This is a genomic window from Gluconacetobacter sp., from assembly GCF_047721585.1.
Classification (GTDB): Bacteria; Pseudomonadota; Alphaproteobacteria; order Acetobacterales; family Acetobacteraceae; genus Gluconacetobacter; species Gluconacetobacter dulcium.
On record NZ_JBDNXE010000018.1, the window covers coordinates 16,598 to 43,280 of the forward strand.

30 protein-coding genes are annotated in these 26,683 nt (G+C 66.1%); 10 read left to right on the forward strand and 20 right to left on the reverse strand.

Going from position 1 to position 26,683, the window contains the following annotated elements:
- Nucleotides 1-273 precede the first annotated feature (273 nt).
- A complete protein-coding gene (locus ABF821_RS05570) occupies nucleotides 274-1,005 on the forward strand; it encodes an SDR family oxidoreductase (RefSeq protein ID WP_415529327.1) in 732 nt (243 codons plus the stop codon).
- A gap of 43 nt (nucleotides 1,006-1,048) precedes the next feature.
- Here the strand turns inward: ABF821_RS05570 and mscL are convergent, their stop codons facing one another.
- Nucleotides 1,049-1,513, reverse strand: a complete 465-nt coding sequence (mscL, locus tag ABF821_RS05575) for a large conductance mechanosensitive channel protein MscL (RefSeq protein ID WP_183010018.1) — start codon at nucleotides 1,511-1,513, stop codon at nucleotides 1,049-1,051.
- A gap of 236 nt (nucleotides 1,514-1,749) precedes the next feature.
- Here mscL and rpmE point away from each other — a divergent pair, with 236 nt between their 5' ends.
- The 3 genes from rpmE (at nucleotide 1,750) to ABF821_RS05590 (ending at nucleotide 3,488) form a co-directional block, all read left to right on the forward strand.
- A complete protein-coding gene (gene rpmE, locus ABF821_RS05580; protein WP_114726912.1) occupies nucleotides 1,750-1,980 on the forward strand; it encodes a 50S ribosomal protein L31 in 231 nt (76 codons plus the stop codon).
- Between the two features lie 194 nt (nucleotides 1,981-2,174).
- Nucleotides 2,175-2,672: an Hsp20 family protein gene (locus ABF821_RS05585; RefSeq protein ID WP_415529328.1), complete on the forward strand. Its 498-nt coding sequence runs from the start codon at nucleotides 2,175-2,177 to the stop codon at nucleotides 2,670-2,672.
- A 237-nt stretch (nucleotides 2,673-2,909) separates the two neighbouring features.
- Nucleotides 2,910-3,488, forward strand: coding sequence for a DUF1013 domain-containing protein (locus ABF821_RS05590; RefSeq protein WP_182972943.1), 579 nt, complete (start codon nucleotides 2,910-2,912; stop codon nucleotides 3,486-3,488).
- Nucleotides 3,489-3,541: 53 nt separating this feature from the next.
- Here ABF821_RS05590 and ABF821_RS05595 read toward each other — a convergent pair whose 3' ends face one another.
- Nucleotides 3,542-3,712, reverse strand: a complete 171-nt coding sequence (locus ABF821_RS05595; protein ID WP_182972942.1) for a YdcH family protein — start codon at nucleotides 3,710-3,712, stop codon at nucleotides 3,542-3,544.
- A gap of 173 nt (nucleotides 3,713-3,885) precedes the next feature.
- Between ABF821_RS05595 and ABF821_RS05600 the strand changes: the two genes are divergently transcribed.
- The 3 genes from ABF821_RS05600 (at nucleotide 3,886) to ABF821_RS05610 (ending at nucleotide 5,829) form a co-directional block, all read left to right on the forward strand.
- Nucleotides 3,886-4,086 carry a DUF465 domain-containing protein gene (locus tag ABF821_RS05600; RefSeq protein WP_182972941.1) on the forward strand — a complete coding sequence of 67 codons (201 nt, stop codon included), beginning with the start codon at nucleotides 3,886-3,888 and terminating at the stop codon, nucleotides 4,084-4,086.
- Nucleotides 4,087-4,192: 106 nt separating this feature from the next.
- A complete protein-coding gene (gene purE / locus ABF821_RS05605) occupies nucleotides 4,193-4,657 on the forward strand; it encodes a 5-(carboxyamino)imidazole ribonucleotide mutase (RefSeq protein WP_415529346.1) in 465 nt (154 codons plus the stop codon).
- Entirely contained in the window at nucleotides 4,654-5,829 is a 1,176-nt protein-coding gene (locus ABF821_RS05610; protein ID WP_415529329.1) for a 5-(carboxyamino)imidazole ribonucleotide synthase, read from the forward strand. Before purE ends, ABF821_RS05610 begins: the two co-directional genes overlap by 4 nt.
- A 39-nt stretch (nucleotides 5,830-5,868) precedes the next feature.
- On the opposite strand, the gene ABF821_RS05615 is transcribed toward ABF821_RS05610, so the two are convergent.
- Nucleotides 5,869-6,816, reverse strand: coding sequence for a helix-turn-helix domain-containing protein (locus tag ABF821_RS05615; protein ID WP_415529330.1), 948 nt, complete (start codon nucleotides 6,814-6,816; stop codon nucleotides 5,869-5,871).
- Between the two features lie 197 nt (nucleotides 6,817-7,013).
- Here ABF821_RS05615 and ABF821_RS05620 point away from each other — a divergent pair, with 197 nt between their 5' ends.
- Genes ABF821_RS05620 through ABF821_RS05630 form a run of 3 tightly spaced genes read left to right on the forward strand, consistent with a single transcriptional unit; the run spans nucleotide 7,014 to nucleotide 10,174 of the window.
- Nucleotides 7,014-7,979, forward strand: a complete 966-nt coding sequence (locus tag ABF821_RS05620; RefSeq protein WP_182972938.1) for a thiamine pyrophosphate-dependent dehydrogenase E1 component subunit alpha — start codon at nucleotides 7,014-7,016, stop codon at nucleotides 7,977-7,979.
- Nucleotides 7,980-8,021: 42 nt separating this feature from the next.
- Nucleotides 8,022-9,050 carry an alpha-ketoacid dehydrogenase subunit beta gene (locus tag ABF821_RS05625; protein WP_182972937.1) on the forward strand — a complete coding sequence of 343 codons (1,029 nt, stop codon included), beginning with the start codon at nucleotides 8,022-8,024 and terminating at the stop codon, nucleotides 9,048-9,050.
- 2 nt (nucleotides 9,051-9,052) lie between these two features.
- Nucleotides 9,053-10,174: an acetoin dehydrogenase dihydrolipoyllysine-residue acetyltransferase subunit gene (locus ABF821_RS05630; protein WP_415529331.1), complete on the forward strand. Its 1,122-nt coding sequence runs from the start codon at nucleotides 9,053-9,055 to the stop codon at nucleotides 10,172-10,174.
- Nucleotides 10,175-10,228: 54 nt separating this feature from the next.
- Here ABF821_RS05630 and ABF821_RS05635 read toward each other — a convergent pair whose 3' ends face one another.
- The 17 genes from ABF821_RS05635 to ABF821_RS05715 form a co-directional block, all read right to left on the reverse strand.
- Entirely contained in the window at nucleotides 10,229-10,642 is a 414-nt protein-coding gene (locus tag ABF821_RS05635) for a TadE/TadG family type IV pilus assembly protein (protein WP_182972935.1), read from the reverse strand.
- Nucleotides 10,639-11,121 (reverse strand): TadE/TadG family type IV pilus assembly protein, encoded by a 483-nt coding sequence (locus ABF821_RS05640; RefSeq protein WP_415529332.1) that lies wholly within the window; start codon nucleotides 11,119-11,121, stop codon nucleotides 10,639-10,641. Before ABF821_RS05640 ends, ABF821_RS05635 begins: the two co-directional genes overlap by 4 nt.
- Complete coding sequence (locus tag ABF821_RS05645; RefSeq protein ID WP_415529333.1) at nucleotides 11,118-12,371, reverse strand: pilus assembly protein TadG-related protein; 1,254 nt, start codon at nucleotides 12,369-12,371, stop codon at nucleotides 11,118-11,120. Before ABF821_RS05645 ends, ABF821_RS05640 begins: the two co-directional genes overlap by 4 nt.
- Nucleotides 12,372-12,373: 2 nt before the next feature.
- Nucleotides 12,374-13,141, reverse strand: a complete 768-nt coding sequence (locus ABF821_RS05650) for a tetratricopeptide repeat protein (RefSeq protein ID WP_415529334.1) — start codon at nucleotides 13,139-13,141, stop codon at nucleotides 12,374-12,376.
- 22 nt (nucleotides 13,142-13,163) lie between these two features.
- Nucleotides 13,164-14,114 (reverse strand): type II secretion system F family protein, encoded by a 951-nt coding sequence (locus ABF821_RS05655; protein ID WP_415529335.1) that lies wholly within the window; start codon nucleotides 14,112-14,114, stop codon nucleotides 13,164-13,166.
- Nucleotides 14,111-15,079 (reverse strand): type II secretion system F family protein, encoded by a 969-nt coding sequence (locus tag ABF821_RS05660; protein ID WP_415529336.1) that lies wholly within the window; start codon nucleotides 15,077-15,079, stop codon nucleotides 14,111-14,113. Before ABF821_RS05660 ends, ABF821_RS05655 begins: the two co-directional genes overlap by 4 nt.
- Nucleotides 15,073-16,476 (reverse strand): CpaF family protein, encoded by a 1,404-nt coding sequence (locus ABF821_RS05665; protein ID WP_415529337.1) that lies wholly within the window; start codon nucleotides 16,474-16,476, stop codon nucleotides 15,073-15,075. Before ABF821_RS05665 ends, ABF821_RS05660 begins: the two co-directional genes overlap by 7 nt.
- The gene (locus ABF821_RS05670; RefSeq protein WP_182972928.1) at nucleotides 16,473-17,696 is read right to left on the reverse strand and encodes an AAA family ATPase; all 1,224 of its coding nucleotides are present in this window, start codon (nucleotides 17,694-17,696) and stop codon (nucleotides 16,473-16,475) included. Before ABF821_RS05670 ends, ABF821_RS05665 begins: the two co-directional genes overlap by 4 nt.
- Before the next feature lie 3 nt (nucleotides 17,697-17,699).
- Nucleotides 17,700-18,056 carry a CpaD family pilus assembly lipoprotein gene (locus tag ABF821_RS05675; protein WP_415529338.1) on the reverse strand — a complete coding sequence of 119 codons (357 nt, stop codon included), beginning with the start codon at nucleotides 18,054-18,056 and terminating at the stop codon, nucleotides 17,700-17,702.
- Nucleotides 18,053-19,438 carry a type II and III secretion system protein family protein gene (locus tag ABF821_RS05680; protein ID WP_415529339.1) on the reverse strand — a complete coding sequence of 462 codons (1,386 nt, stop codon included), beginning with the start codon at nucleotides 19,436-19,438 and terminating at the stop codon, nucleotides 18,053-18,055. The genes ABF821_RS05675 and ABF821_RS05680 overlap by 4 nt, the downstream gene beginning before the upstream one ends.
- Entirely contained in the window at nucleotides 19,438-20,259 is an 822-nt protein-coding gene (gene cpaB / locus ABF821_RS05685; RefSeq protein WP_415529340.1) for a Flp pilus assembly protein CpaB, read from the reverse strand. The genes ABF821_RS05680 and cpaB overlap by 1 nt, the downstream gene beginning before the upstream one ends.
- 12 nt (nucleotides 20,260-20,271) lie before the next feature.
- Nucleotides 20,272-20,796 (reverse strand): A24 family peptidase, encoded by a 525-nt coding sequence (locus ABF821_RS05690; RefSeq protein WP_415529341.1) that lies wholly within the window; start codon nucleotides 20,794-20,796, stop codon nucleotides 20,272-20,274.
- A gap of 37 nt (nucleotides 20,797-20,833) precedes the next feature.
- The gene (locus ABF821_RS05695) at nucleotides 20,834-21,058 is read right to left on the reverse strand and encodes a Flp family type IVb pilin (protein ID WP_182972923.1); all 225 of its coding nucleotides are present in this window, start codon (nucleotides 21,056-21,058) and stop codon (nucleotides 20,834-20,836) included.
- Nucleotides 21,059-21,270: 212 nt separating this feature from the next.
- The gene (locus tag ABF821_RS05700; RefSeq protein ID WP_415529342.1) at nucleotides 21,271-22,428 is read right to left on the reverse strand and encodes a glycosyltransferase family 4 protein; all 1,158 of its coding nucleotides are present in this window, start codon (nucleotides 22,426-22,428) and stop codon (nucleotides 21,271-21,273) included.
- Between the two features lie 254 nt (nucleotides 22,429-22,682).
- Nucleotides 22,683-24,476: a heparinase II/III family protein gene (locus tag ABF821_RS05705; RefSeq protein ID WP_415529343.1), complete on the reverse strand. Its 1,794-nt coding sequence runs from the start codon at nucleotides 24,474-24,476 to the stop codon at nucleotides 22,683-22,685.
- A gap of 61 nt (nucleotides 24,477-24,537) precedes the next feature.
- Nucleotides 24,538-25,155 (reverse strand): ribulose-phosphate 3-epimerase, encoded by a 618-nt coding sequence (rpe, locus tag ABF821_RS05710; protein WP_415529344.1) that lies wholly within the window; start codon nucleotides 25,153-25,155, stop codon nucleotides 24,538-24,540.
- A gap of 150 nt (nucleotides 25,156-25,305) precedes the next feature.
- On the reverse strand, nucleotides 25,306-26,607 hold the full coding sequence (locus ABF821_RS05715; RefSeq protein ID WP_415529347.1) for an RsmB/NOP family class I SAM-dependent RNA methyltransferase: 1,302 nt from the start codon (nucleotides 26,605-26,607) through the stop codon (nucleotides 25,306-25,308).
- Between the last annotated feature and the right edge of the window lie 76 nt (nucleotides 26,608-26,683).

Below are 26,683 nucleotides of genomic sequence, written 5' to 3' on the forward strand. Positions count from 1 at the left end.
CGATCCGGGCGATGCGCCACGATCACGGCTTCTTCGGTCAAGCTAGGTTTGATCGCCGTCATGACCCTATCCATATCGCCCGCAAGGATTTCTGTCGAACAGCGGCAAGGTCCATGGAGGGGTCGCATGTCAATGACCGGCGGGACATGACGCGCCTGTGAAATTCCCTGTAGTCCTTTGGCTTTTTACCCGAAACTTTATCGGTCCCGTTCAGGCCGTATCGTCCATACCGACGCGCCGGCCCTTCAATCCCCGAAACCAAGGATGAGATCCATGACCCAACGTGTCGCCCTCGTGACTGGCGGAAGCCGTGGAATCGGCGCCGCGATCGCCGCGAAACTGGCTGAAGACGGCTTCGACATCGCCGTGACCTACGCCAGCAACGCCACAGCCGCCGCCCAGGTCGTGGCCACGATCGAGACCCTCGGGCGCCGGGCGGTGGCCATCCAGGCCGACGGCGCCACGACCCACGGCAACATCGCCGCCGTCACCCAGACCGTGGCGAGCCTGGGCCGACTGGACATTCTGGTGTGCAATGCCGGGATCTACCCCTACGGCCCGATCGGCGAGATGACAGTGGAGCAGATCGACCGCACCCTGCACCTGAACGTGCGCGCGGCGATGGTGGAAACCATGGAAGCCGTCAAACATATGGGTACCGGCGGCCGGCTGATCTATATCGGCTCGGCGTTCGGCGCGCGCGCGCCCTTCCCCGGCATCTCGCTCTATTCCGCCACCAAGGCGGCGCTGGGCGGCTTCGCCCGCGGCGTGGCGCGCGACCTGGGCGCGCGGGGCATCACAGCCAACGTGGTGGAACCCGGCCCGATCGACACCGACCTCAACCCGGCGCACGGCGACGCCGCGGCCACCATCCGCGGCTTCACCGCCACCGACAGCTACGGCAAGGTCTCCGATATCGCGGATATGGTGTCGTTCCTGGCCAGCCCCCGCGCCGGCTACATCACCGGCACATGCCTCGCCGTCGATGGCGGCCTGACGGCCTGACAGCCCGCCGCCACCCGCCCGCGCGGAGGGCGGCGCCCCCGTCTCAGGGCGTGGTCTTCTTCGCGGCCAGCAGGTCGCGAATATCTTCCAGTAGCACTTCGCTGCGCGGCGGCGGCGGCGGAGCGGCCGGAGCGGCCTCATGCTTCACGGTCAGCCGGTTCACGGCCTTGACCACCCAGAAGATGACGAAGCCGATGATGATGAACTGGATCAGCGCGTTCAGGAACAGCCCGATATTGATCGTCACCGCGCCGGCCTTCTGTGCCTCCGCCAGGGTCGCCAGATGCGGCCCGCGCAGCGTGACGAAGACGTTGGTGAAGTCGATACCGCCGATCAGCAACCCGATGAAGGGCGTAAAGATGTCCTTGACCAGACTGTTGACGATCGCGGTGAACGCCGCACCGATGATGACACCGACCGCAAGGTCGACGACGTTTCCGCGCATGAGAAAGGCGCGGAATTCCGAAACCCATCCCGGAGTATGGATGGACGGGGCCTTGACGGACATGGAGCCTCCTTGTGCATTGCCGACACGGAATTGATAGCAATCCGGTTGATACCACATGAACAACAAAACACAGGCCGCCGCGTTGCATGCGGCAATCGTCTGCCGATCGCTTCAAACCAGCCCGGCGGAACGCCGGAACGCCGGCAGATAGGCGTTGATCCCGCGCCGCGCCTCATCTATACGCCCATGCAAACGCCCCCGGTCGGCATCGGCGGGCCCAGCATGAAGGTTTGACGATGAAATCCGGCATTCACCCCGACTATCACGAAATCAATGTCATCATGACCGATGGCACCGAATACAAGACCCGTTCCTGCTACGGGCAGCCCGGCGCGACGCTGCGCCTGGACATCGACCCCAAGTCGCATCCCGCGTGGACCGGCGTGCAGCGCATGCTCGACACCGGGGGCCAGGTGGCGAAGTTCAACAAGAAGTTCGGTGGTCTGGGCCGCCGCGCCAAGGCGTAAAGGCCGCGGGGGCAACATCCTCCGCCCGCCACATCGGCATGTTTGCAGAACCCTGCCCCTTGAACCGGGGGGCGGGGTTTCTCACATCAGGGATACGGAAACGCCATTCGGGTTTCCGTCAGTCAGGCTCCGGCCCGCTCGTCGAGGGGCCAAATACGGCCGGCTGAATTGACCTTGCTGTCGAGGAGGTTGACATGACCTATGATTTCGCACCGCTGTTCCGTACCGCCATCGGTTTCGACCGTCTGGCGCGCCTCGTGGACAATGCCGCCCAGAACCCGGCGGGCCCGTCCTATCCCCCCTACAATATCGAAAAGCTGGGCGAGGACAGTTACGTCCTGACCATGGCGGTCGCCGGTTTCGGCCCCGAGGATATCGAACTCACGGTCCAGGACAACACGCTGGTGGTGGCCGGCCGTCTGGCCAATGCCGCGCCCGCGGGCGAAGTGCTGCATCGCGGTATCGCCACCCGGGCCTTCGAACGCCGCTTCGTCCTTGCCGACCACATCGTGGTCGATAACGCGGACCTGACGAACGGCCTATTGCGCGTCGCCGTCCGGCACTTCGTGCCCGAGGCCCTGAAGCCCCGCCGCATTCCCGTCGGTACCGGCGCCCCCGCCGTTTCGGCCCAGCCCGCCCCTTCGGTGGCCAATGACGGCACCGATGCGGCTCCAGCCGAACACGCCGCCTGACCGTCCGCGCGGTTCGGGCAGCACAGTCCACACAACAGGGGGCCGGGCGCAAGTCCGGCCCTTTTTTCATGGCCGGGACACGCCGCCCGCCCTTGACCCACTCCCCCGAACGGCCCCATATCGGTCATCAAGTCATTGCGCGTCTGCAGGCACGCAGCGGTGGACCGGGTTCCGGGACGCTGACATGGACCGGGTGCCTGCGCGGCGCCACCCATTGCGCAGTTAGGACCCGTTATCATGAATGCACTGCCCCTGATGCCGAAGGCCACCGCCGTGTGGCTGATCGAAAAGACGGCACTGACCTTCACCCAGATCGCGGAATTCTGCGGCATGCACCCGCTGGAGGTCCAGGCCATCGCCGATGGCGAAGTCGCGCAGGGCATCGTGGGTTACGATCCGGTCGCCAATCACCAGGTCCGTCCGGACGACATCGCGCGCTGCGAAGCCAATCCGGACCTGCGGCTGAAGGTGCTGTCCACGCCCAACCCGATCCATCGCCGGGCCAAGGGCGCACGCTACACCCCCGTCGCCAAGCGCAACGACCGTCCCGACGCGATCGCGTTCGTCCTGCGCAATTTCCCGCAGCTTTCCGAGCCACAGATCGTCAAGCTGCTCGGCACCACCAAGGACACGATCGCCAAGGTGCGCGACCGCCAGCATTGGAACAGCGCCAACATCAAGCCGCGCGATCCGGTGATTCTGGGCCTGTGCAGCCAGACCGACCTCAACGCCATGGTCCAGGCCGCGAACGAGCGCCTGACCCGCGAAGGCCAGGCCGTCCCGGTGCCGCTGGAAATCGGCGAAGACGCGAACTGACCGGCAAGGGCGGGCAGATCATGCCCGCCCGTCTCCCGTCTGGTCGCCCAGGCTCACGCCGGATGAGAAAGCCGCTCGATTTCTTCCTTGATCCGCAGCTTCTCCACCTTCAGTCGTCGCAGAACGCTCAGGTCCGGCGACGGTCGGTGGTCCTCGTCGAAGATTCTGTCATCGAGGCGGGCGTGACGCAGGCGCAGGCTACGGAGTCTGGGTTCGTGGGACATGATGCCTCCAGCGAGTTGCGTTTCCGACAGCAGACAGCCTAGGCCAGCCACGCTGGCGCGGTGCATGCTAAAATTGCAGGACTCACCAAGGCGGTCATGCGCGCTATCGGGTTCTCGCCATCGCGGCAAGAGTCGGTAGAATGCGTGACCGACCACATGCGAGACGGGGTACAATGCTGACTGACCGGGATACCGTGCTCCGTAAGCTGCACGAACTGCGCAGCGAACACCGCGACCTTGATACCGTCATCGGCCGTCTGGCGCTGCATCCGATGGATCAGCTCCAGCTCCAGCGGCTGAAGAAGCGCAAGCTGCTGCTGAAGGACGAAATCTCGTGGCTGGAAAGCCGCCTGATCCCCGACAGCATCGCCTGAACCTCCCTCTCTCCCCTCTCCGCAGTCCCGAAAGCCGACCAGCGTGACCGATACGCCTCCCCCCCTCTCCCCCCATTCCACCTCCCAGGCCGCGCCTCGGGTCGGAATGATCATGGGCAGCCAGTCCGACTGGGAAACCATGCGGCACGCCGTAGCGGTGCTGGAGGCGCTGGACGTCGCGCACGAGGTCCGGATCGTCTCCGCGCACCGCACGCCCGACCGCCTGGCCGACTATGCCCGCACCGCCGCCGCGCGCGGGCTCTCGGTCATCATCGCCGGCGCAGGCGGCGCCGCGCATCTGCCGGGCATGTGCGCGGCCTGGACCATCCTGCCGGTTCTGGGCGTACCGGTGGAATCCCACGCCCTGAAGGGCATGGACAGCCTGCTGTCGATCGTCCAGATGCCCGGAGGCGTGCCCGTCGGCACACTGGCCATCGGCAAGGCGGGCGCCATCAACGCCGCCCTGATGGCCGCCTCGATCCTGGCCCTCAACGATACCGGCCTGTCCGGCCGGCTGTCGGCCTGGCGCCAGGCCCAGACCGACGCGGTCGCGGACAGCCCGTCTCGATGAGCGCGCCTTCCTCTCCCGCCGCCCTGCCCCCCGGCGCGGTCCTGGGCATCGTCGGCGGCGGCCAGCTCGGCCGCATGTCCGCCATCGCCGCCGCCCGGCTGGGCTACCGGGTCCATATCCTGACCAACGAGCCGGACGGCCCGGCGGCGCAGGTCGCCCACACAATCACCATCGGCGCCTATGACGACCCCGACGCCCTGCGCCGCTTCGCCACGGCCGTCGATGTCGTCACCTTCGAATTCGAGAATATCAGCGCCGACGGGCTGGAACTGCTGGCAGCCCTCCGCCCGGTACGCCCGTCCGGCCGTATCCTGCGCATCAGCCAGGATCGCGTGGCCGAAAAGCGCTTTTTGACCGAAGCCGGCATTCCCGTGGCGCCATGGCGTGAAGTCGGCACGCCAGCCGACCTGTCCGCCGCCCGCGCCGATCTCGGCCTGCCCTTCATCCTCAAGACCACCCGCCTGGGCTATGACGGCAAGGGCCAGAGCCGCATCCATCGCGACGAAGACATGCAGCCCGCCTTCGACACGCTGGCCCCCCATCCCCTGGTCGCGGAAGGCATGGTGGATTTCGCCTGCGAAATCAGCGTGATGGTCGCAAGAGGGCTGGACGGCATCGCGGTCACCTTCGACGTGACGGAAAACCGCCACCGGAACGGCATCCTCGACCTCAGCCTCGCTCCCGCCCGCGTCCCCGAGACGATCCGGGACGATGCCCGCAAGATCGCCCTGCGGATCGCCGACGCGCTGGACCTGGTGGGACTGCTGGGTGTCGAGATGTTCGTCGATCGCGACGGCCGGGTCCTGGTCAACGAGATCGCGCCGCGTCCGCACAATTCCGGCCACTGGACCATGGATGCCTGCCCGGTCGACCAGTTCGCCATGCATGTCCGCGCCGTCACCGGCCTGCCGTTGCCTCCGGGCGTCCGGCATTCCGACGCGGTGATGAAGAACCTCGTCGGCCCCGACGACATGGCGCTCTGGCCGGCCATCCTGGCGACGCCGGGCCTGCTGCCGCATCATTACGGCAAGGTCGAAGCGCGGCCCGGCCGCAAGATGGGCCACGTCAACGTCCTGTTCCCCGCCGGCGCAATGCCCGGCGAATTCGGAGTCGACGCCGCCTTGGGGCCGCTGGCCGAAGGCTACGGCCGGCAGGACGACCCCACCGATTAAGGCCTTGCTTCCAAGGGGGGAGTCCCCCCTGGAAATCCCCTACGATTCGGCTTCGATAGCCAGGGTTTTTATCTTCCGGTGCAGGGTCGACCGGCTGATCCCCAATTGCCGCGCCGCCGCGCTGACATTGCCCCGCGCGGAGGCCAGGGCCGCCTCGACCACCGCCTTCTCCGCCACGCGAAAGCCATCCCGCCCCGGCCCCCGCTCGTCCATCAGGCAGAATGCCAGCTCGTCACCGTCCTCCAGCCCCATTTCCCGGCGCGCGGCATGGGTGGCACCAACGACCCGGCGCTCGGCATCCAGCGCCAGCAGCGGGGCCGACGTTCCATCATCCGCCCCCATGGTCACGATCATGTGCCCGCGATAGAGGTCGCTGAAGCAACGCGCCTCGATCCGTCGCGCGGCCTCGGTGATCGTATTGCGGATCAGCGCAACATCGCGGGCATCCGGGTCGGGATGATACGAACTGGCATCCAGCGCCCCCGCCAGTCGCCCCAGCGCGTCATAGACCGGCACGGCGGTACAGGTCAGATAACGCAGATTCATCCGCCAGTGCTGGTTCATGTGCACCGTGACGGGCCGCCGCTCCGCCAGGCAGGTCCCGATGCCGTTGGTCCCTTCCTCGCGCTCGTTCCACCGCGCGCCGGGCCACAGATGCCAGCGCCGGCAGCCGCGCTCGCTGTCCCGCACGGTGCGGCGGGTCAGCACGGTGCCCGTCCGGTCGGCCAGCAGAACCGCATATTCCATGTCGCGCACGATCACATGCAACCGGTCCAGTTCGGCATCGGCAAACCGCAGCAGCGGTCCAGCCTCGTCGCAGGACTGGCGCAGCTCGAAGCACGACAGCAGGTCGGTAAGCCCGGATTGTGCCGGGTCCAGGGCATAATCGCCCTCGCAGCGTTGCCACGATGCGGCAAGCTGCATCCGGGCAACAGCGGCGGCCGGCACGGGGCCGGCCACCCAAGGTGATGGCGTCTGCAACATCATCCGTCTCTTCCGAACGGTTATAGCCTGTCTTCATTTAACCTGTCCCGCCTGTCGCAGGAACGCGACAGAGCGGACAGACCGAGTCACATATTCGTTATTCAAATAACAGTCTTTCTTGTCTCCCGAGTTAATCGGCGTTCCCCTGTGTCGACGGATATCGGGATTCGATATCCCCGGAATAACAGGGAAGATTTCCAATGCAGATCGCACGGGAAACATTGCTTCGCTCCTATCGGGCCATGCGCACGATCCGCGATTTCGAGGAGCGGCTGCATGTCGAATTCGCCACGGGTGAGATCCCCGGCTTCGTCCATCTCTATTGCGGCGAGGAAGCGTCGGGCGTCGGCGTCTGCGCCAACCTGACGGATAACGACACCATCTCCAGCACGCATCGCGGCCACGGCCACTGCATCGCCAAGGGTGTCGAAGTCTCGGGCATGATGGCCGAGATCTATGGCAAGAGCACCGGCGTCTGCCGGGGCAAGGGCGGCTCGATGCACATCGCCGACTTCTCGCGCGGCATGCTGGGCGCCAACGGCATCGTCGGCGGCGGCCCGCCGCTGATGTGCGGCGCGGCCCTGTCGCACAAGACGCTGAAGGATGGCGGCATCGCGGTCGCCTTCTACGGCGACGGCGCATCGAACGAGGGCACCACGCTGGAGAGCCTCAACCTCGCCACGGTGTGGAAACTGCCGGTGGTCTTCGTGGTGGAAGATAACGGCTACGGCGAGGCCACAGGCTCCTCCTTCGCGGTGGCAGGCACGCAGAAGGACCGCGCGGCCGGATTCGGCATGCCCTACCTGGAATGCGACGGGTCGGATTTCTTCGCGGTCTACCAGACGGCCGGCGAAGCCATCGCCCATGCCCGCGCCGGCAACGGGCCGATCATGCTGCATGTGCATCTCCAGCGCTGGTACGGCCATTTCGAGGGCGATGCCATGACATATCGCGCCGCCGGCGAGGTCGCCGAGGCCAAGCGCGACCACGATTGCCTGGACCTGTTCCGCAAGAAGGTGACTGAAGCCGGCCTGCTGGAGCACGCGGAACTGGACGCGATCGACGAAGCCGTACGCGACGAAATCGAAAGCTCGGTCGTCGCCGCCAAGGCCGCCCCGCTGCCCGAGCCCGCCGACCTGCTGGCCGATGTCTATGTCCGGTACTGAGCGCCCCGCCTCCCCCTCCCGCGAGCCAGAAAAGAGACAATCATGAGCAAAAAGAGCTTCCGGCAGGCCATCAACGAGGCCATGCGACTGGAAATGCGCCGCGATCCGCGCGTGATCATCATGGGCGAGGACGTGGCCGGCGGTCAGGGCGGCACGTCCGGCGTCGTCGATGCCTGGGGCGGCGTGCTGGGCGTCACCAAGGGCCTGTACACCGAATTCGGCCCCGAGCGCGTACTCGACACCCCGATCACCGAAGCATCCTATATCGGCGCCGCCGCCGGAGCCGCCGCCACGGGCCTGCGTCCGGTGGCCGAACTGATGTTCGTCGATTTCGTCGGCAGCTGCCTCGACCAGATCATGAACCAGACCGCCAAGTTCCGCTACATGTTCGGCGGCAAGGCCCGCACGCCGCTGGTCATCCGCGCCATGTTCGGTGCCGGCTTCAACGCCGCCGCCCAACACAGCCAGGCGCTCTACCCGCTGTTCACCCACATTCCCGGCCTGAAGGTCGTCATCCCCTCCTCGCCCTACGAGGCCAAGGGCCTGCTGATCGAAGCGATCCGCGACGACGATCCGGTGATCTTCCTCGAACACAAGGTGATGTACGACGACGAGGAAGAGGTACCCGACGAGGCCTACACCATCCCCTTCGGCGAGGCGAACCTGACGCGCGAGGGCGACGACGTGACCATCGTCGCCTTCGGCCGGATGGTGAAGCTGGCCAACGAAGCCGCCGATAAGCTGGAACGCCAGGGCATCAGCTGCACCGTGATCGACCCGCGCACGACCTCGCCGCTCGACCGCGACACCATCCTGGATTGCGTGGCCGATACCGGCCGGCTGGTGATCGTCGATGAATCCAGCCCGCGCTGCAACATGGCCGCCGATATCTCGGCCCTGGTGGCGGAAGAGGCGTTCGATGCCCTGAAGGCACCGATCCGGCGGGTGATTCCCCCCCACACTCCGGTCCCCTTCGCCTCGGTGCTGGAGGCCCTCTACCTGCCCGACGCCGCGAAGATCGAGGCCGCCGTCAAGGCCGTCATGAACCACAAAGTCACCGAGGCAGCCTGATCATGAACGCTTCCATCACCCCCATCACCATGCCCAAATTCGGTCTGGCGATGACCGAGGGCAAACTGGCCGGCTGGATGGTCCGCCCCGGCGCGACCGTCAAGGCGGGTGACGATCTGGCGGATATCGAAACCAGCAAGATCACCAACGCGTATGAAAGCCCGGCCGCCGGCGTGCTGCGCCGTCAGGTTGCGCAGGAAGGTGAAATGCTGGCCGTCGGCGCGCTGATCGGCGTGCTGGCCGACGCCGATACGTCCGACGCCGATATCGACGCCTTCATCGCACAATTCAACGCCGAATTTTCCGCCGGCGCGGCCGAGAGCGCCGACGATACCCCGCCCGAGCCGAGCGTGATCGACGTCAAGGGGCGCGCGCTGCGCGTTCTGGATATCGGCCATGGCGATGGCGACCCCATCGTGCTCATCCACGGTTTCGGCGGCGATATCGGCAACTGGCTGTTCAACCATGCCGCGCTGGCATCCAACCGGCGCGTCATCGCCTTCGACCTCCCCGGCCATGGCGGCTCGGGCAAGGATGTCGGCCCCGGATCGCTGGAATTCTTCTCCTCGGTGGTCGTAGACCTGCTGGACACGCTGGGCATCGAACGCGCCCATCTTGTGGCCCATTCGCTGGGCGGCGGCGTGGCGCTGACCACGGTCAAAAACGCCCCGTCGCGTGTAGCCTCGCTGGCCCTACTGGCGCCGGCCGGCCTCGGCCCGGACATCAACATGGCCTTCATCGACGGCTTCATCACCGCCGACCGCCAGAAGACCCTGATCCCGGTCCTGTCCTATCTGGTCCATGACAAGGGGCTGATCGGCCGCAAGATGGCGGACGACGTCCTGCGCTACAAGCGTCTGGACGGCGCGGTCGATGCCTTGCGCCAGGTCGCGGCGGCAAACTTCGCCGACGGTCGCCAGACCGACAATCTGCGCCCGGTGCTGGAGAGCGTTCCCCCCACCCTGGTCATCTGGGGCAAGGACGACGAAATCCTGCCCTCCAGCCACGCGGCAGACCTGCCGGACGCGATCACGGTCGAGATCCTGCCCGACACCGGCCATATGCCGCAGATGGAACGGTCGGAAGAGGTCAACAGCAAGATCAGGACCTTCCTGGCACGCTGAACCTCTGGAAGACGCCCCCTTCCGCCGCTACGGCGGAAGGGGATATCCGCGCCCTCACGATACCTGCGGATAGCAGGCCGAGACCGAGAGCGACGGCGCGACAAACGGAAACGACAGACCCGACCATAAATCCGAACGGATCTGGACGGTGACGAAGCGCGTGCCCGACACGACCATGCCATGGCAGGATGCGGCCTGGTCATCGACCGACAATACCGACACCGCCCCAGGCAACGCCCAGTCGGCAGCCTCCGTTGTCGCAAACCCCAGCGGATCGTCGCGGCACGCACCCTGGGCAATGCATCGCGCCGTCAGGTCCGCCGTCATTTGCAGGCAGTCGCACGTCCACCATTGCAGCCCTATCTCGATCGCGCCCACCAGCATCGTCAGAAAAATGCTGGCCACAACGGCAAATTCGATCACCGCCGCCGCGCGCCTGTCGCGTGCCAGATCGCACCCGCGTCTCATTGCAGCCTGACCGTGGCCATGTCCGTCAGGGTCGCCGGGGCCACCATCGCGTAGAACGGCATAAGCGGCGCATAGCGATAGGATGCCGCGATGCTCATATAGGTTCCAGGCAAAGTCCCGTCCGGGCAGATCCCATCCGCCGGCACCGCGATCAGGGTGCTGACCGTTCCCGGCTGAATGCAATTGGTCGTGGCCGCACCGACCGTGACAATCATGCCCGGCAGCCCGCCGACGGCCAGCACCGCGTTCCGTACATCGCCAGGCAAGAGCGCATCGTGCGTGCCAGAGGCATTCTGCTCCACGGCAAAGGCATAGTTCGCCCCGCTCTCCACCGCTGAAATCAGCGTCATCCGATCCCAGAAGGCCAGCGGAAAATCCGCCAGCCCGGCCAGGACCGCCAGCAGGAACGGCGTCACCAGCGCAAATTCCAATGCGGCCACCCCGGCCCGGCCGCGACCATCCCGACAGGTGCCCGTCATTCCACCAGACTCGCGACAGCCGGCAGGTCATAAATCGGCTTCATGCCCGCCGCCCGGCAGTCGCCATCGGCGAAGCTGGCACCGCCCTTGAACGTCACGGACGCGGCAACGGCATAAAGACAATCAGCCGCCACCCCATTGTCACCGTCGATGACCAGATTGGCCCGCGGCGCGTAGATCGCGCCGGTCAGGGTGGTGGCCGTCCCACCGGTGAACTGGAACAGGCTGCCGGCCGAGGCGAACAGCAATCCGGCCGAAGCGCCCGTAACCGGTGCCGCGAGATGGAGCGAGGCACTGCCGTCGATGGCGACATTGCCGCTGGCGATGATCGTCACCCCCGTCCCGGTCAGCGTCGTGCCCGCATTCACAGTGAAATCCCCGCTGATGTAATAAATCCCCGGCATCAGCGTATAAGCCCCACTGCCCACCCGCCACACATAAGCCGTCCCCACGGGCGACGGCGAGAACGTTGTCTGTCCTTTCGGCAGGCTCACGGCCTGCACCGGCCCGCCCAGCAGGCTGCCGTATGGAGCCGCATAGGGATCAGCCATCCGCGCCGCATACTGCACGCAGGTCAGCGCCGAACATATATCGCTCCCGTCCGGCCCGATGCTCCCGCCGGCCACCAGGTTCGCAACATCGACCGCAGCCTCCGCACCGAACGCCAGAGCGGCGTTGGTGCGCAGATCGCACCCCGGCATGCTCAGGCGGGCACCAGCCTCAAGAACCGTCTCACCCGCGCCGGAAAGGGCGAGGACGCAGGCCGCCCCACCACGGGTGCGCGCCGTCAGCCGCGCCACGGCGCGGGCCGAAACCGGCTGGGTGCCAGAGGTCAGGAACAAGGCACTGAACAGGCGCGGCACCGCCTTCACGATCGTCACCGTGAGCGTAGCGGGCGCGGCGAAGGTGATCGTGGTCCTGTAAGCCCCGGCCATGTCGATCCGGGTCACAATTCCGTCCCCGTCCCGCCTCCCGGCCGGCAGACCATTCAGTTCGGCAACAGCCGCGGCCGTATCCAACGCATCGGAGACCTGCCCGCTGGCCCCATAGCGCGCAACACCCGCCACGGCCGCGAGATCCGCGACGCGCTGCAATTCCAGGCGCGTCATCGCCCAGTAGCTGATGTCGATCGCAAGGCCCAACACCCCCATCAGCACCGGCAGCGCCAGGGCGACAAGCAACGCGACCGAGCCGCGCCGATCGAACTCTCTCCGCAATCGCCGCCAACCCGCGCCCGTCGCGTCCGGCATGCCTACGGCACGGCAATCCGGGGGGCGCTTGCCCCATCGCGCGCCTCAATGTAGGCCGACAGCGCCTGGCGGACCTGTTGCGGCGACAGATCGGCGGAGAGAATGCGCGCGGCCTCGCCACGTTGGCCGCCCATCGCCAGCACCGCCGCCAGGTCGTGACGCAGTTTGGCATTCGCGCTGGCATCGTCCGCAAACGGACGCACCATGCGCTCCGCCGCGCTGGCATTGCCCCCCATCGCCAGTGACAGGGCCAGATTGACCTGCGCACCGATCATCTGCGGGTTGACTGCCAATGCCCGGCGATAGGCCATCTGCGCGTCGTCATGCCGACGCAGGAGATCCCGTGCCACGCCAAGGTCATTCCACGCGGCGGCATTGCCCGGTTCCCGCCCGACAACCGACAGGAATTGCCGCTCGGCTTCCGCCGTGTCCGTCGCCAGCAGGCACCGACCCAGCCCCATATGGGCACCAGCCATATCCGGGCGACGACGCAAGACAGCCCGATAGCTCCATTCCGCCTGTTCCGGCCGACCAAGCGCCGTCAGTGCGTCACCCTGGATCAGAGCGGCCTCCGCATCCATCGGATCGTCGGTCAGGCGGGCCGTGGCGGCACGCAATGCGATCTGCGGCGCTCCACCGCGCAACGCCGCCCGCGCGACATCCAGACGCCCACTCTCCGCATATTCCTTCCCCCCGCTGCCTGCGCAGGCGCACAGACTCCCCGCAATCAGCACGACGAACGCCCATTTCGTAACCATGGCTGATTTCACAAATGATATCCCGTCCACTGCATCAGGGTTTGTGGTTATGAAGAATATGCATGACCTGAATGCCGGCAGGCCCTCCGGCGATCAGGAACACGCAAGGCATGATGAACAGCAGCGTCGGCAATGTCAGCAGGACGGACAGCCGCCCGGCCCCGGCCTCATAGCGCGTCAGTGTCTCCTGCCGCAGTTCGCCCGCCAGCCCGCGCAACGCATCGGTCATCGGCGTTCCATATTGCAGCGTCTGCAACAGTGTCGCCGTCAGGCGTCTCAGCCCATCGACACCGGTACGCGCTCCGAGGTTGACCAGCACCTGCCTGGTATCGGCAATCACGCTCAGTTCGCTGGCCGTCTGGGCGAACTCGCTGGCGATCGCGGGACAGACGTCCTGTAGTTCTACGCCGACCATGACGATCGCCTGCCCCAGCCCGATGCCCGCCTGGGTACAGATCACCATCACATCCAGCGCATCCGGCAGGCCGCGTTCGACTTCTCGCAGATAGCGGTTGCGCCGCGCCCGCACGATCCAATCCGGCAGCAGCAGGCCGCCGATGGCGGCGGCGGCGATCAGGGCGCGATACGACAATGCCGACATATCACTCTCCAGCCGGGAAAGGAGAACGATCGCCGATAGAGGCAGCAGCGTTGCCAGCAGGATCTTGACCCCGATAAACAGGCCGACCGCACTGGCGCCGCGTACGCCGGTCGCAGCCAGGGATGCCCGTAGCTCGTCCAACGTGCCGGTGGATAAAAGTCCCCGCCTGACGATCCAGTGCCCCAGCGCGGCAATCAGATGAAGTGACGAGGTGCCCACTCGCCTGACCGCGACCACATTTGCCGCACGCCCCGAGGGTGGCGCCCGCAGATCGCGCAATCGTCGCCCGATGCGCTGCCGGCGTATGATCGCGGCCGTCAGCATCACCATCACCAGCAGCGTCGCAATCGTCGCCACCCAGAGCGCCGGCATCAGCCCGATCATGTCAAGGTCCGACGGATGATAGCGCGCATCATCAGAATACCCATCGCCAGGGACCCGATAGCAAGCGCCAGAATCACGTGCCCTGCCGGATCGGTGAACAGCAGGCGGATATAAGTCCGGTTCGTCAGCCACAGCAACGCGCCCAGCGCCAGGGGCAACACGGCCAGCACGGCGGCGCTGGCCCGCGCCTCCGACGCCAGAGCATAGCCACGGGCCTTCAGGGCCAACCGCTTGCGGATCACATCGGCCAGCCCTTCCAGCGTGGCGCGCGGCGAGCCGCCAGTCTGCGTCTGGAGCGCCAGCGCGGTGGCGAAGAACCGATATTCCGGCAAGCCCGACCGGGCCGCCATGTCGTGAAGCCCGTCCTCCAGCGGAACGCCGATGGAAATCTGCTCCAGCATACGGGAAAATTCCGGCCCTGTCGGTTCCGGCACTTCCCGGGCTACGCCCCGCATCGCCTCCAGCATAGGAATACCAACACTGACCGACCGCACGATGGTCGACAATACGTCGGGAAACTGCCTGAGCTGCCGCTCCCGCCGCCTATCCGTCATCCAGCCGAAGCCGGCCCGGCATAGGCCGATTCCGACCACGACCATGATCGGAGTCGCATAAACGCCGGCAAGATCCTTCATCATGAACGCCAAGAGACCCACCGCGACGAAAGCCCCGATCGGCACAATCCACCACGGCAGGGGATAAAGATCCGCCCGTGCCACGTCGACGCCCAAAAGCCCGACCGCACGCTGGACCAGCGGGCGCCGGACCCGACGCAACGGCTTGAATGCCGACAGTTCGACGACCGGCTCCGGACGATAAGGCCGCACCACCGCCGCCATCCGCGCATCCCGACGACGGCTACGCTCGTGGGCCCTCAAGGCCAGCAGGCCGCTCGCGGCCACCGCCACCAGCCACAGGCCGGACAGGCTCAGCAACATTGTCGGCGAGACTGCACCACTCAACATTCGCCGGCAGCCTGTTCAACGGCCGCATGCCATTCCCGCTCCAGGCCGAAACAGGCCAGACGCCGCATGAAGGAAGGCGGCACGCGGCTGACCGTATAGCGCCCTGTCAGGCGCCCGTCGGGGCCTTCGCCCTGGACCTCGAAGCGAAAGATGTCGTTCAGGGTAAAGACATCGCCGTCCATACCGCAGATTTCGGTCACCTGGACGATACGCCGCCCGCCATCACGCTGACGCTCCACCTGGATGATCAGGTCGACGGCGCCCAGGATCTGATTGCGGATCGCGTGCGAGGGCAGACCCATATTGCCCATCTGCACCATGTTCTCGATGCGTGTCAGCGCGTCGCGGGTGGTATTGGCATGCACCGTCGACATGCTGCCGTCATGGCCGGTATTCATCGCCTGGAGCATGTCGAAGGCCTCCTGCCCCCGGCATTCTCCAATGATGATGCGGTCGGGGCGCATGCGCAGCGCATTGCGCATCAGTTCACGCTGCGCGATCTCTCCACCGCCCTCCAGGTTCGCCGGCCGGGTTTCCAGGCGCACCACATGCGGCTTCTGCAACTGCAACTCCGCCGCGTCCTCGATGGTGATCACCCGTTCGCTGGCATCGATCAGCCGCGACAGGGCGTTCAACAATGTCGTCTTGCCTGCCCCCGTGCCGCCGGAGACGATGATGTTCAGCCGTACCTGCGCGGCAATCCGCAACACGCGGGCAACCGGCGCGGTCAGCGACCCGAAGGCGACCAGCCGCTCCAGATCAATGATCTGGCGTCCAAATTTCCGGATCGTCAGATAAGGACCGTCGAGAGCCAGCGGTGGAAAGACGATATTGACACGCGATCCGTCCCGTAGACGTGCGTCGGCCATCGGGCTGGCTTCGTCGATCCGCCGCCCGACGGCGGAGGCAATCCGCTGACAGATCGCCGCCAGATGGGCCGTATCGCGGAACCGCACGCCCGAGGCGACCAGCCTGCCTTTGCTCTCAACAAAGACATTGTCAGGCCCATTCACCATGATTTCGCTGATGCGGTCGTCATCCAGCAGAGGCTCCAGAGGGCCCAGCCCGAGCATGTCGAAGACGAGTTCCTCAGCCAGGATCTTCTGCTCACGACTGTTCAACTGGATGCGCCGCTCGGTCGCGATCTCGGAGATCAGCCGCTCCATATCCGCGCGCAGCCGCTCCGGGGCCATGGCGGCGACAGCGGCAGGATCCAGCCGATCAAGACAGATCGCACGCAGATCGGCAAGAATCTCAAACGGCAGGCTGGCACCGGCGGGTTCGACCCTGGCCACGGGGTGCTGGGGCTGCCCTGTCGGCGCACCCCTGTCGGGCGCGGACAGCGGCCCCCCTTTGACCACGCGACGGCCGAAGGCCGGAGGACGAAACCCCGTCATCGCCGACCGAACGACAGCCAGCGTCGCCCGATCCCGGCTGTCGGCCCCGCTGACAATCCGGACCCGACATCCAGCATGCCCACCGCATCGACCTGCCGCGCCAGTTCGAACATCGCGTTACGAAACACGCCGCGCGCGGCGACCGCCGCCTCTCCCAATGTTTCAGCATTTCCGACCTGACGCGGCAGATCGGGAATAATCAGGTCGACATGATTTTTCAGGGCATCCTCCACCTGCCGACGGTTCAGCGTGCCGGGCCGGCCCATACGATTCAGGACCAGAACCGGCCGCTGTTTCTGCAAGGGGCCGGGCGGAACCTCCAGCAGACGCAGTGTCTCGCGCACCGATGCCAGGGTCGGCTCCAGAACCAGAATGCGCTGATGCACTTCCATCAGCAGATCGCGACTGAACCTGTTCGGCACAAACGGCACATCCGCCACGATAAAATTGTATCGATTCCGCAACACACCCAGCAGGGCACGCGTCGCGGCCGGTGCGCAGTTCAGTTCGGTCATGAAATCAAGCCGGTCCGCCAGCACATGCAGCCGCTCGGCCGCCGGAACGGCCGCGCGTTCGAGGAGCAGCACATCAATCCGTTCCGGCATCTCCAACGCCTGGCACAATCCAGCCCCCGCCGCCACGTCGAGCATCAGGGCCGTCATGCCCCGATACAGGTCGGCATCCAGCAGCACCGTATGGCGGTGCATCGCCACCCCGAACAGCCATGCCAGGTTGGTCGCGATGGTGGAGGCCCCCACCCCGCCCCGCACGCCGGTAACCGTCACGCACCGACCGCCATTGTCGCGCTCGGGGATCTGTCCCATCAGCACCGGGCCGAATTCGCGCGCGATCTTTTCTCGCGTCAGCGGACGCGGCAGATATTCCAGCACGCCGAGCCCGCGCGTGACCTCGCGATAGAAATCCGCGCTATCCAGGGTGCCGACCAGCAGGACCGACACATCCGGCTCGACCACATTGGCCAGTTCGCGCAGGGCGCTGATCGGCTGCTTTTCTTCCCCGATATCGACGATCAATATTTTCGGGGTTGCCTGCCGGCGCAGGGCAGCGATGGCAGTCCGGACGGACCCACGGCGCAGATCGACGGTGAAGCCGACGAATGATCCCAGACCATCACGAATGATCGCCTCGGTCCCGGCGTCGCCGATAAACCCCATCAGGAACGGTCTGTCGTGCCGGCCCGCCGTGTCCATCTCCGTCATCGTTCAGTACCCGTATGCGGATACGGGCGACCCGCCATTATTGGCACCAGCCGCCAATCCCGACCCGGATCCCATGGCGCCACCGAAAATCCCGCTGGTGGAAGGCAATCGCTTCGGCTTGTCCTCGCGCACACGCTCGATCGCCAGCACCGGCGCCCGCGCATCCGTTTCCTGTTCAGACTGCCCACGCGCCAGGTCATGCGGATCGGCAACCATTGCCGCCAGATTGGCCTGATTGGCCCCCACGGGGTGCCAGGCATAGGGCCTGCGATAAGGCTCCAGCGACGCGCAACCCGCCAGCAGAACCAGAACACAACACAGCATGCCCGACCTGACACGTCGCGCGCCCACCACCGTCATTCGACAAAGAATCCGGCACTCCCCGGCACGGCAACGGGCCGGGCGGGCTGAGTCGGCATCGCCTGCCGCAACAGCAGCAGGCGGTCCAACTCACCCGGCACCCCCGCCATGTCGGTCGGTGCGGTCATACGGGCGCGATCGGCCACCGGCCGAACGAGATACGGCGTGACGAGAATGACCAGTTCGGTCTCCTGTCGATTGAAATTCCCCGACCGGAACAGCGTCCCCAACACCGGAATATCGCCGGCACCGGGAATGGCCCTGGTCGAATCCGTCAACGAATCCTCCAGCAGACCGGCGATGGCGAAGGTCTCACCGCTGCCCAGTTCCACCGTCGTCTCCGCCCGCCTGACCGTCAGGGCGGGGATGACGGAGGTAGAGCCCGAGGTGGTGACCGAGACGCTGTTCTGGTTGCTCAACTGGCTCACCTCCGGCACCACATGCAGATTGATTCGCCCGTTACTGAAAACCGTCGGCAGAAACGTCAGGCTGACGCCGTAGCTCTTGAAGGCAACCGAGATCGCCCCAGCCTGCTGTGCCAGCGGAATAGGATATTGGCCGCCTACCTGAAAACTGGCGCTTTGCCCGCTCATGACCGTCAGGTTCGGTTCGGCGAGCAGCCGCACCAGATTGTCCTGGGCCAGCGCATCAACCACACCATTGACGTTGCTGCCCAGGCAGAACGGATTGCGGGTTGCCACACAGGCGGCCGTGCTGGCGTTCATGTTCAGCGTCAGCGCCGGAAAGCTGCCGAACTTTCCCATATTGCCGACCGCCTGCCAGTCGATTCCCAACTGGCGGACCACATTCCGGTCCATCTCGGCAATCCGCACGACGAGCGTGACCTGTGTAGCAGAGCGGATAGCAATCCGATCGGTCACCCCCTGGTTACCGGCCACGAACCCCTTCGCGATCTCCTCAGCCCGTGACGCGTCCTCGGGGGACTCGACCGAACCGGTCAGCACCAGATTGCGCAGATCGGCCTGAACCCGGACCTGGCTACCCGGCATCTGCCGCGCGATCTCTGCCTCGGCCTGCGACGCTCCATAGCGCGACGGCAGTACATCGACGGTGAAGCGCGCGATCGTCCGGCCAGCGGCATCGCTTGCCATCACCGTCGTCCGTCCGGCCGCCACGCCATAGAGGACCATGCTCGTGCCACTGGCCGGCCGAACCTGCACGATCCTGGGATCGACGACGAAGATCCGGGCGGCGGGTTCGGGGAGGTATTCCATGTGCCCGCTGCCGACTTCCAGACTGAGGGCCTGCATCCCCTCGGCCCGTTCCCCCGAACCGGATTCCTGCGCACGGACATTGAGCGCCGGCAGGACCGACAGGGTGGCCACCATGACCAGCCGCGCCGCTCTCCCGCTACCCGCCATCAGAACCGCACCTCCTTCCCGTCCGCTCCCCCTTCGTAAAGCAGAACCGAACGGGCGGCCGGGGCCGGCACCCGATCGTCGCGCACACTCCGCGAAACATCGCCGGCCCAGGCGGCGCGCGGCACCGGCTCGGGTTCGGTTCCGGGCTTTGCCGAGCGCACCGCCAGCGACAGAAGCCCCATGCGGGTCACCACCGAAACCTGTTCGGCCTGGATCGCGGTCACTTCCAGCGTCACCGTCCGCGCCTGGGGTTCCCTGCCGGCATCCCTGCCCAGCACCAGGCGGCGGTCGATGGCGATCACCCGCACGTTCGACAGGACGATTTCGGCCACCACACGCCGTTCGGCCTGCGGTTCGTTCGGAAAGGTCTGCGTCAGAATCAGGTCCACATGGTCACCGGGCCAGATCAGCCCGGCAGTGCCCGTAATCGCATCGACACCGACCGTCACGGCCAGCATCCCCCCATGCAGCGCAGCCGCCAGAAACCCCCGGTCTCCCGGACGCAGCAAGTCGTCCGACCGCAGGATCATGCGCCCTCCAACGGCATGAAGCAGCATGGCCCCCATCAGCCCCTCACGCGCTTGGGGGGAATCGACCGTCATATCGGGGCTTTCCCGCCCATGGGGGATGTCGATCGTGGTTACATCCTCCGGCTTCAGCAAATGCCCTCCATCCAGTGACCGCGACGCAGCCAGGACCTTGACCATGGCAGCCTGCCGCACATCGGGTCTCGCGGCCGGCCGATGGGTCGCGATCCACGCCACGGTCCCAAATCCCCCCAATGCGATTGCCATAAGAACAAAGAAAACAAAGCGAAACATCACTGGCCCCGGCTACAGGAAAACGATGAGGCTTCCTCCCGTTATGGCACAGACATATGGCAGGGGGCATCCACGATGCAGTCGCCAGCGCTCGATCCGCAGAATACGTTGAACCCCGTTTCGAGGCGCCGCCCTGCCATGGCGCAGCGGCAGCGCCGCCCGACCCAGCAGATAACCCAGGGCCAGTACACCCCCGACCAACGCGATATTCAGAACCAGCGCCGGCACCTGGCCGGGCTGGAGCGCAAGGCCGACAGCCCCCAGCAATTTGGCGTCTCCGCCCCCCATCCACCCGCGCGACCAGCAAATAACCCCCAATACGAAGAGGCAAAAGCCGGACAGAACTCCACGCCACGGATAACCACCGAGGCAGGCGAGCAGAAAATCCAGCAAGGCGACACAGAGAACCAGACGATCCGAGACCCGTCGGGTCGCGATATCATAGAGGGCAGCCCAGAACAGAAGCACCGTCACGCCGCCCAGGCACGCCACCCCCAGCGGCCAGCCGGCCATTCCCGCGATGGCGCAAACCTTCACGAACGATATCGATCACACCTGTGGATTTCAGACATGATCAATTGCTACCGACTTTCCCGGTGTCGGATTGATTGCTACCCGATGAATCGCTCGTCGGAAGTTCGCTGGCCACACTATTGAACGTGTTGCCCAGATTTTTACCCAATGTCGTCAGCGCAGTAATGGCCACGATAGCGACCAGCGCCGCAATCAGCCCATATTCCAGCATGGTCACGCCCCGACGATCGCGCTTTAGAGCAACAACTTCCCGCAGGAACCGCATGACACTCGCCCCTCTCTAATATTCTTGAGAGCCTACAAATCCGCCGAACACACTCCATACCAATTGCATTCAGGATATCGGAACCCAAACGAGGCGGTTTCCACTCGAATTTTTAAGTCAATATTAATACGTTACCCACCGAAACCATGACTGTCCATACGGCGCTCACGGAAAACCATATGATAATCTCGTGCCACCTGGCGAGGCAGCCCTCAATGAGGCGCAGCCTGAGGGTCCGGCATCGGCTTTTTGTCCTTTGCGTTGCCCAGCAGCGCCGCGACGGCGTGAGCGGTGACAGTCGCTTCATCGTATCGGCTCTGGGCACGCATCCGCCCGGAGCTGCCCATCCGATATCGAAGGTCCGAATCCCGTACCAGACGCAACAGCGACCGGGCCAGCGGTGCAACCTCTCCAATGGGCACCAGCAAACCGGTGCGGCCGTTCACCACCTGCTCGCGCGGGCCACGGATATCGGTCGCCACGACGGGCAGGCCGCACAGCATCGCTTCGATCACCGACATCGGCAACCCTTCGAAATGACTGGGCAGCACAAAGATATCCGCGGCCGCCAGCAGGGCCGGAATGTCCCTTCGATAGCCCAGCCGGCGCAGCCGGCCGCCAAGCTCGCGCTCCGCACGCGCGAAATTCTCGTCCAGCGACGATCCATGGTCCGATGCCAGGCGTTCGCCCACCACCCAGAGTTCGGCTCCAGGCACCTGCTCCATGGCCTCCAGCAACTCTGGATACCCCTTGTGACGTACCAGCCGTGAAACAGCGATGATCACGACCGCGTTGGGCGGCACGCCCAGTTCGGCACGAATCCGCTGCCGCGCTTCGGGATCGGGATGAAAGCTGGCCGGATCGCGGCCATTGCCCAGCGCAAGCGGCTTCGGGTGGATATGGAGGCGCTGCGCGTCCTCAGCCTCCTGCGTGGACACGGTGAAATACCGGTCGGTGATCCGACCGGCCATCCATTCCAGCGCCAGCGACAGGCCCCGCCGGGGCATCGACCCCGGCTGATTGAACAGAAACCCATGGCACGTATAGGCCACGCATTGAACACCGCAGAGCTTCGCCGCCAGCCGTGCCAGCAGCCCGCTGATCGGCATGTGCGCATGTACGATGTCCGGCTGCTCCTGCCGGATCAGGGCCATCAGCGCCGAGAGTGCCTGGACCTGCGCCAGTGGCGAAAAGGACCGCACCATCGGAACCGGTTCGACGCGGAATCCCTCGTCACGCACCTCGGCAAGCAAAGGCCCGTCCGCACAGACACCGATCACCTCATGTCCCTCGGCCCGCAAACCTCGCATCAGAGGCAGAAGAAAATGCCGAAGGGAAAAATCGACGTTGGTAACTTCAAGAATTTTCATTGTCGTTCACATGCTATCCGTGCCGACCATCCGCATGCAGGGCATCCCGTCCATTCGTCACCGCACCGCAGCCGTCTCTGAACCTGCCTTGAAATGCGCCGAGGACACGCCACCGACGTACATTTCCATGCAGGCTCTCATAGCACCACGCCCGGCCGTCGCGGAAACCCCTGCATGATCAGCGCGCGCAATGGCGGATCGGCGGACAAGCTCACCGACCCGTTCTCCGCCACGGCTGGACACAGAGATGCTCTCTAACCTTCCACCCGCGTCAGTCCCCAGCGAACGATCTGGCGCGTCCGCTCCTCGCTTCCCGCGCGCGAAACGCGGGCATGCGCTTCCGGGATAGCGGCTGCCTTCGTCTCGTCCTTCGCCCCGTCGCCCTCATGATCGCCGTCCCGGTCCAGGGCCGCGCCTTCGACGGGCACCGACTCCACCGTCTCGTCCGGTCGGGGCTCCGCCTCCGCCACCTCGGCTGTCGCTTCAGCCGCCACACTATCGCCCGGCCGAATGTGAATAACGATCTGGCGCGTCCGCTCGGGCTTCCCTGCTCCGCAATAGATGCTCTCCTCGACCGCCAGCGTCCCGCCGTCGGCGCGGAATTTCCAGATCCGTCCCCCAACATCCAGCATGACGATCTGCCCCTCGGCGTCCCATTCGGCTCCGACCGCAGGATGAAGATGAAACCGCAGATCGAAGGACTGCGCCCGTTCGCCCTCGACGATTTCCTCGCCCCGCAGGTCCTCGCCCCCCTCCCCCAGATAGAGCCGACGACGCCAGGAGGCACCGAAGGGCGCGTGATAGCCATCGTGTGACAGATCCAGCCAGTGCGCCCCGTCCTGGCTCATCTGTTCCGCCGTCACATGCGGCGGGCGCCGCTGGATACCGCCATCCGGCCCGATATCGGAGGACGAGCGGCCTTCCAGCACCAGCAGCGAATGCGCGGCGCTTTCACGCAGCGCGCGCCGCCATTCCGGCGTCTGCCCGGCGCCGCAATTGACGATCACACGCTGCCGCGCCACCGAAAACTCGAAGGACAACGTCCCCGCATGGGCCAGGCCATCAAAACCGGCCGGCGGAGGCGCCGCCGCGTCGACCAGCAGCAACGAGCGCCCGACCTGCAAGCGGATGAAGCCCCCGTCTGGCATGGTGGTCGCCACGACCCGCGACCGGGTCGATTGCGCCAGGACCATCTCGATCATCGCGACATTGCCGACATGGCTGCCGTTGAACAGCGCCAGCCCCCCATCCCCATGCCGCAGGGCGCGCAGGACCGGGCTCATCCGGTCGAGCGCCAGCGCCAGCGAATCAGGCAACGGCAACTGGGCCGCCTGAATCATCGCCCGCATCTCGGCCAGCTCGCGCAGGGCGAGGAACTGGATTTCGGGGCTGCGCTGGATATGGCAGCCATCCTGCATGATCTGCCGCGCCAGTTCGGCATCGAGATAGCGCATGAAGCGGGAGAGGAAGCCGCTATGCTCCGGCATCGCGATCGCCGCCGCCAGCAGGCCCTTGAAGGCGACCAGCGCCCGCCAGTCATGCGTCTCGGGCGGCAACAGGGCCGCGATCGTCCGTCCTTCGGCCAGCAGACGCTGCATCAGGCGATGGCGGAATCCGTCGTCGGCCGATGCGGCGAAGAAATCGTAATGCCCCAGCCACGAGGCCAGCCGGGCGCCGGTTACGGCGCAGTCTCGCACCATCGGGTCGGTCGGCGGGTGGGCCAGCCAGTCATTGACCAATGCGCGGGCCTGAAGCCGCGCCGAATCCGTTCCAACGGCGCGCAGGTCCCGCAGCCAGGTGAACCCATGCAGATAGGCCCGGAACGAATCGGGATAGGACGGATCTTCCCACCGGCCGGGGCCGATCCGCCGCGTCACGCCGCCATGGGTCAGGCTACCAAGCGCCAGTTGCGCCCCGGATGTCGGGTCGCCGGGCCACAGGTCGCGCACAACATGGACCGGGGCAGCAGGAACACGCCCCAACCCCGCCAGCGACGGCAGACGAGCCAGCGAAAGACGTGCATCCTGGCTCCAACGTCGCAGGACCATCAGGCCCCTCTCATTTCACGAGGCAGATCCGCCCACCCCACGTCTGACAGCCCGCCCTGACTCATGAAGCCCGTCTGGCCGCCCCGCGCAGATCGGCGATAGCCCGCTCATAATCCGGCTGGCCGTAGACCGAAGTGCCGGCCACCAGCATGTCGGCCCCGGCCTCGGTCGCCAGAGCCGCGGTCCTGATATCCACGCCGCCATCGACACCGATCCGGATATCGCGACCTGTCGCTTCCGCCATCCGGCGCAGCGTGCGGATCTTCTCCAACTGACTGATCAGGAATTTCTGGCCGCCAAATCCCGGATTGACGGTCATGACCAGAATCACGTCCACCAGATCCAGCACTTCCTCCACCGCCTGCGCCGGCGTCGCCGGACAGATGGCCACGCCCGGCTTCACACCCAGCGCGCGGATCTGCTGCAAGGTCCGGTGCGTATGCGGCCCGGCCTCGACATGCACATGAATGTGGTCGGCCCCCGCCTCGGCGAACATCTCCAGATAGGGGTCGACCGGCGCCATCATCAGATGCACGTCGAACACCAGGCTCGATTGCGGGCGCAGCGCCTTGATCAGTTGCGCGCCGAAGGACAGATTCGGCACGAAATGGCCGTCCATCACATCAAGATGAAGCCAGTCGGCCCCAGCCCGCTCGACGGCGGCGACTTCGTCCGCCATGCGCGAAAAATCAGCCGAAAGGACACTGGGCGCGATAAGGGGGGGAAAATGAATGGGCATGACGAACACTGTAACAGGAAATCACGGGCGGCATGCAAGCAGTTGCGTGCCGCCCAGCCATAACCCCTGCCCTCACGATCGCAGGAGCCGTCAGGGGCGGCGGAAACGCGCCGCGAAAAACCCGTCCATCCCCCCGATTCCCGCCCAGAGCGCCGGATGGGTCCGCAGCCAGCCTTCCGGGGTCAGGGCCTCGGGCAGCATCGTCAGTTCCTCCGCCGAGAACGGATCGGGCACCAGCCCCATCGCCTCCGCGGCGCGGGCGCGCTCCGGCCCTTCCTCGGGCTGAAGCGAACAGACGGCATAAACCAGGCGCCCACCGGGGCGCAGCATGTCGCGCGCCGCCGCCAGCAGCCGGTCCTGCCCCTCGGTCAGGGCCTGCAAATCACGCGGGCGCTTGATCCACAATACATCGGGGTGGCGCCGCGCCGTACCGGTCGCCGAACAGGGCGCATCCAGCAGCACGCCATCCAGCAGCGCATCGGGCCGCCAGGTTGTCGCATCGCCCAGCACGGTTGCCACCCGCTCCGTCAGGCCGAGACGCGCCAGATTCTCATGCAGCCGCGCCATGCGACCGGGCTCGCGTTCGATGGCCGTCACCTCGGCCCCGGCAAAGGCCAGTTGCGCCGTCTTGCCCCCCGGCGCCGCGCACAAATCGGCAATCCGCTCACCCGGCTGCGCCGCCAGCAGGCGCGCGGGCAACGACGCCGCCGCGTCCTGCACCCAGAACGCCCCCTCGGCGTACCCCGGCAGTTCCACCACCCGCGTCCCGGCCGGCAGGCGCGCCGTACCGGTGGGCAACAGGTCCGCGCCCGGCGGGCACTCCGCACCGGGGCGCAGGGTCAGGTCCAGCGGGGCCTCGCGGCCCAGCGCTTCAGCGATCGGTCGCGCCAATCCGCCCCACGCGCCCCACAACCAGGGCGGTACATCCAGCCGGTCCTGATCCAGCCCGTCCAGCGCGCCCACGCCGGCCTGTGCCACGCGGCGCAGCACGGCATTCACCAAACCTGCGAACGGCGTCAGCCCACGCCGACGCGCCAGCGAGACCGCCGTGCCAACCGCCGCATGGGCGGGCGTATCCAGAAACAGGATCTGCGCCACGCCGATCAGCAGTACTGTGCGCACCGGCAGCGGCGGTTCCTTCTTCAGGAACGGTTCCAGCACCATGCCGGCGGTGCCCAGATGGCGCAGCACAGTCGCCGCCAGCCGGTGCGCGGCGGCCCGGTCGCGCGCATCCGCGCCACGCGCCGCGGGCGACTGGTCCAGACTGGTCTCCAGCATACGGCGATGTTCCAGAACGCCCTGCACGATATCGAAGGCGATATCCCGCGTCGGGTCCGCCCCGGCCCCGCGCGGTCCGCGCTGCCCCCGTCCGTCTGGTGCGCCCTGGTTCATGGTGCGTATGCTCCTCCCGTCCCGTTTCATGATGCCGCGTGCTGATGGCATGCCCATCTTCCCACCGCCCCCCCGC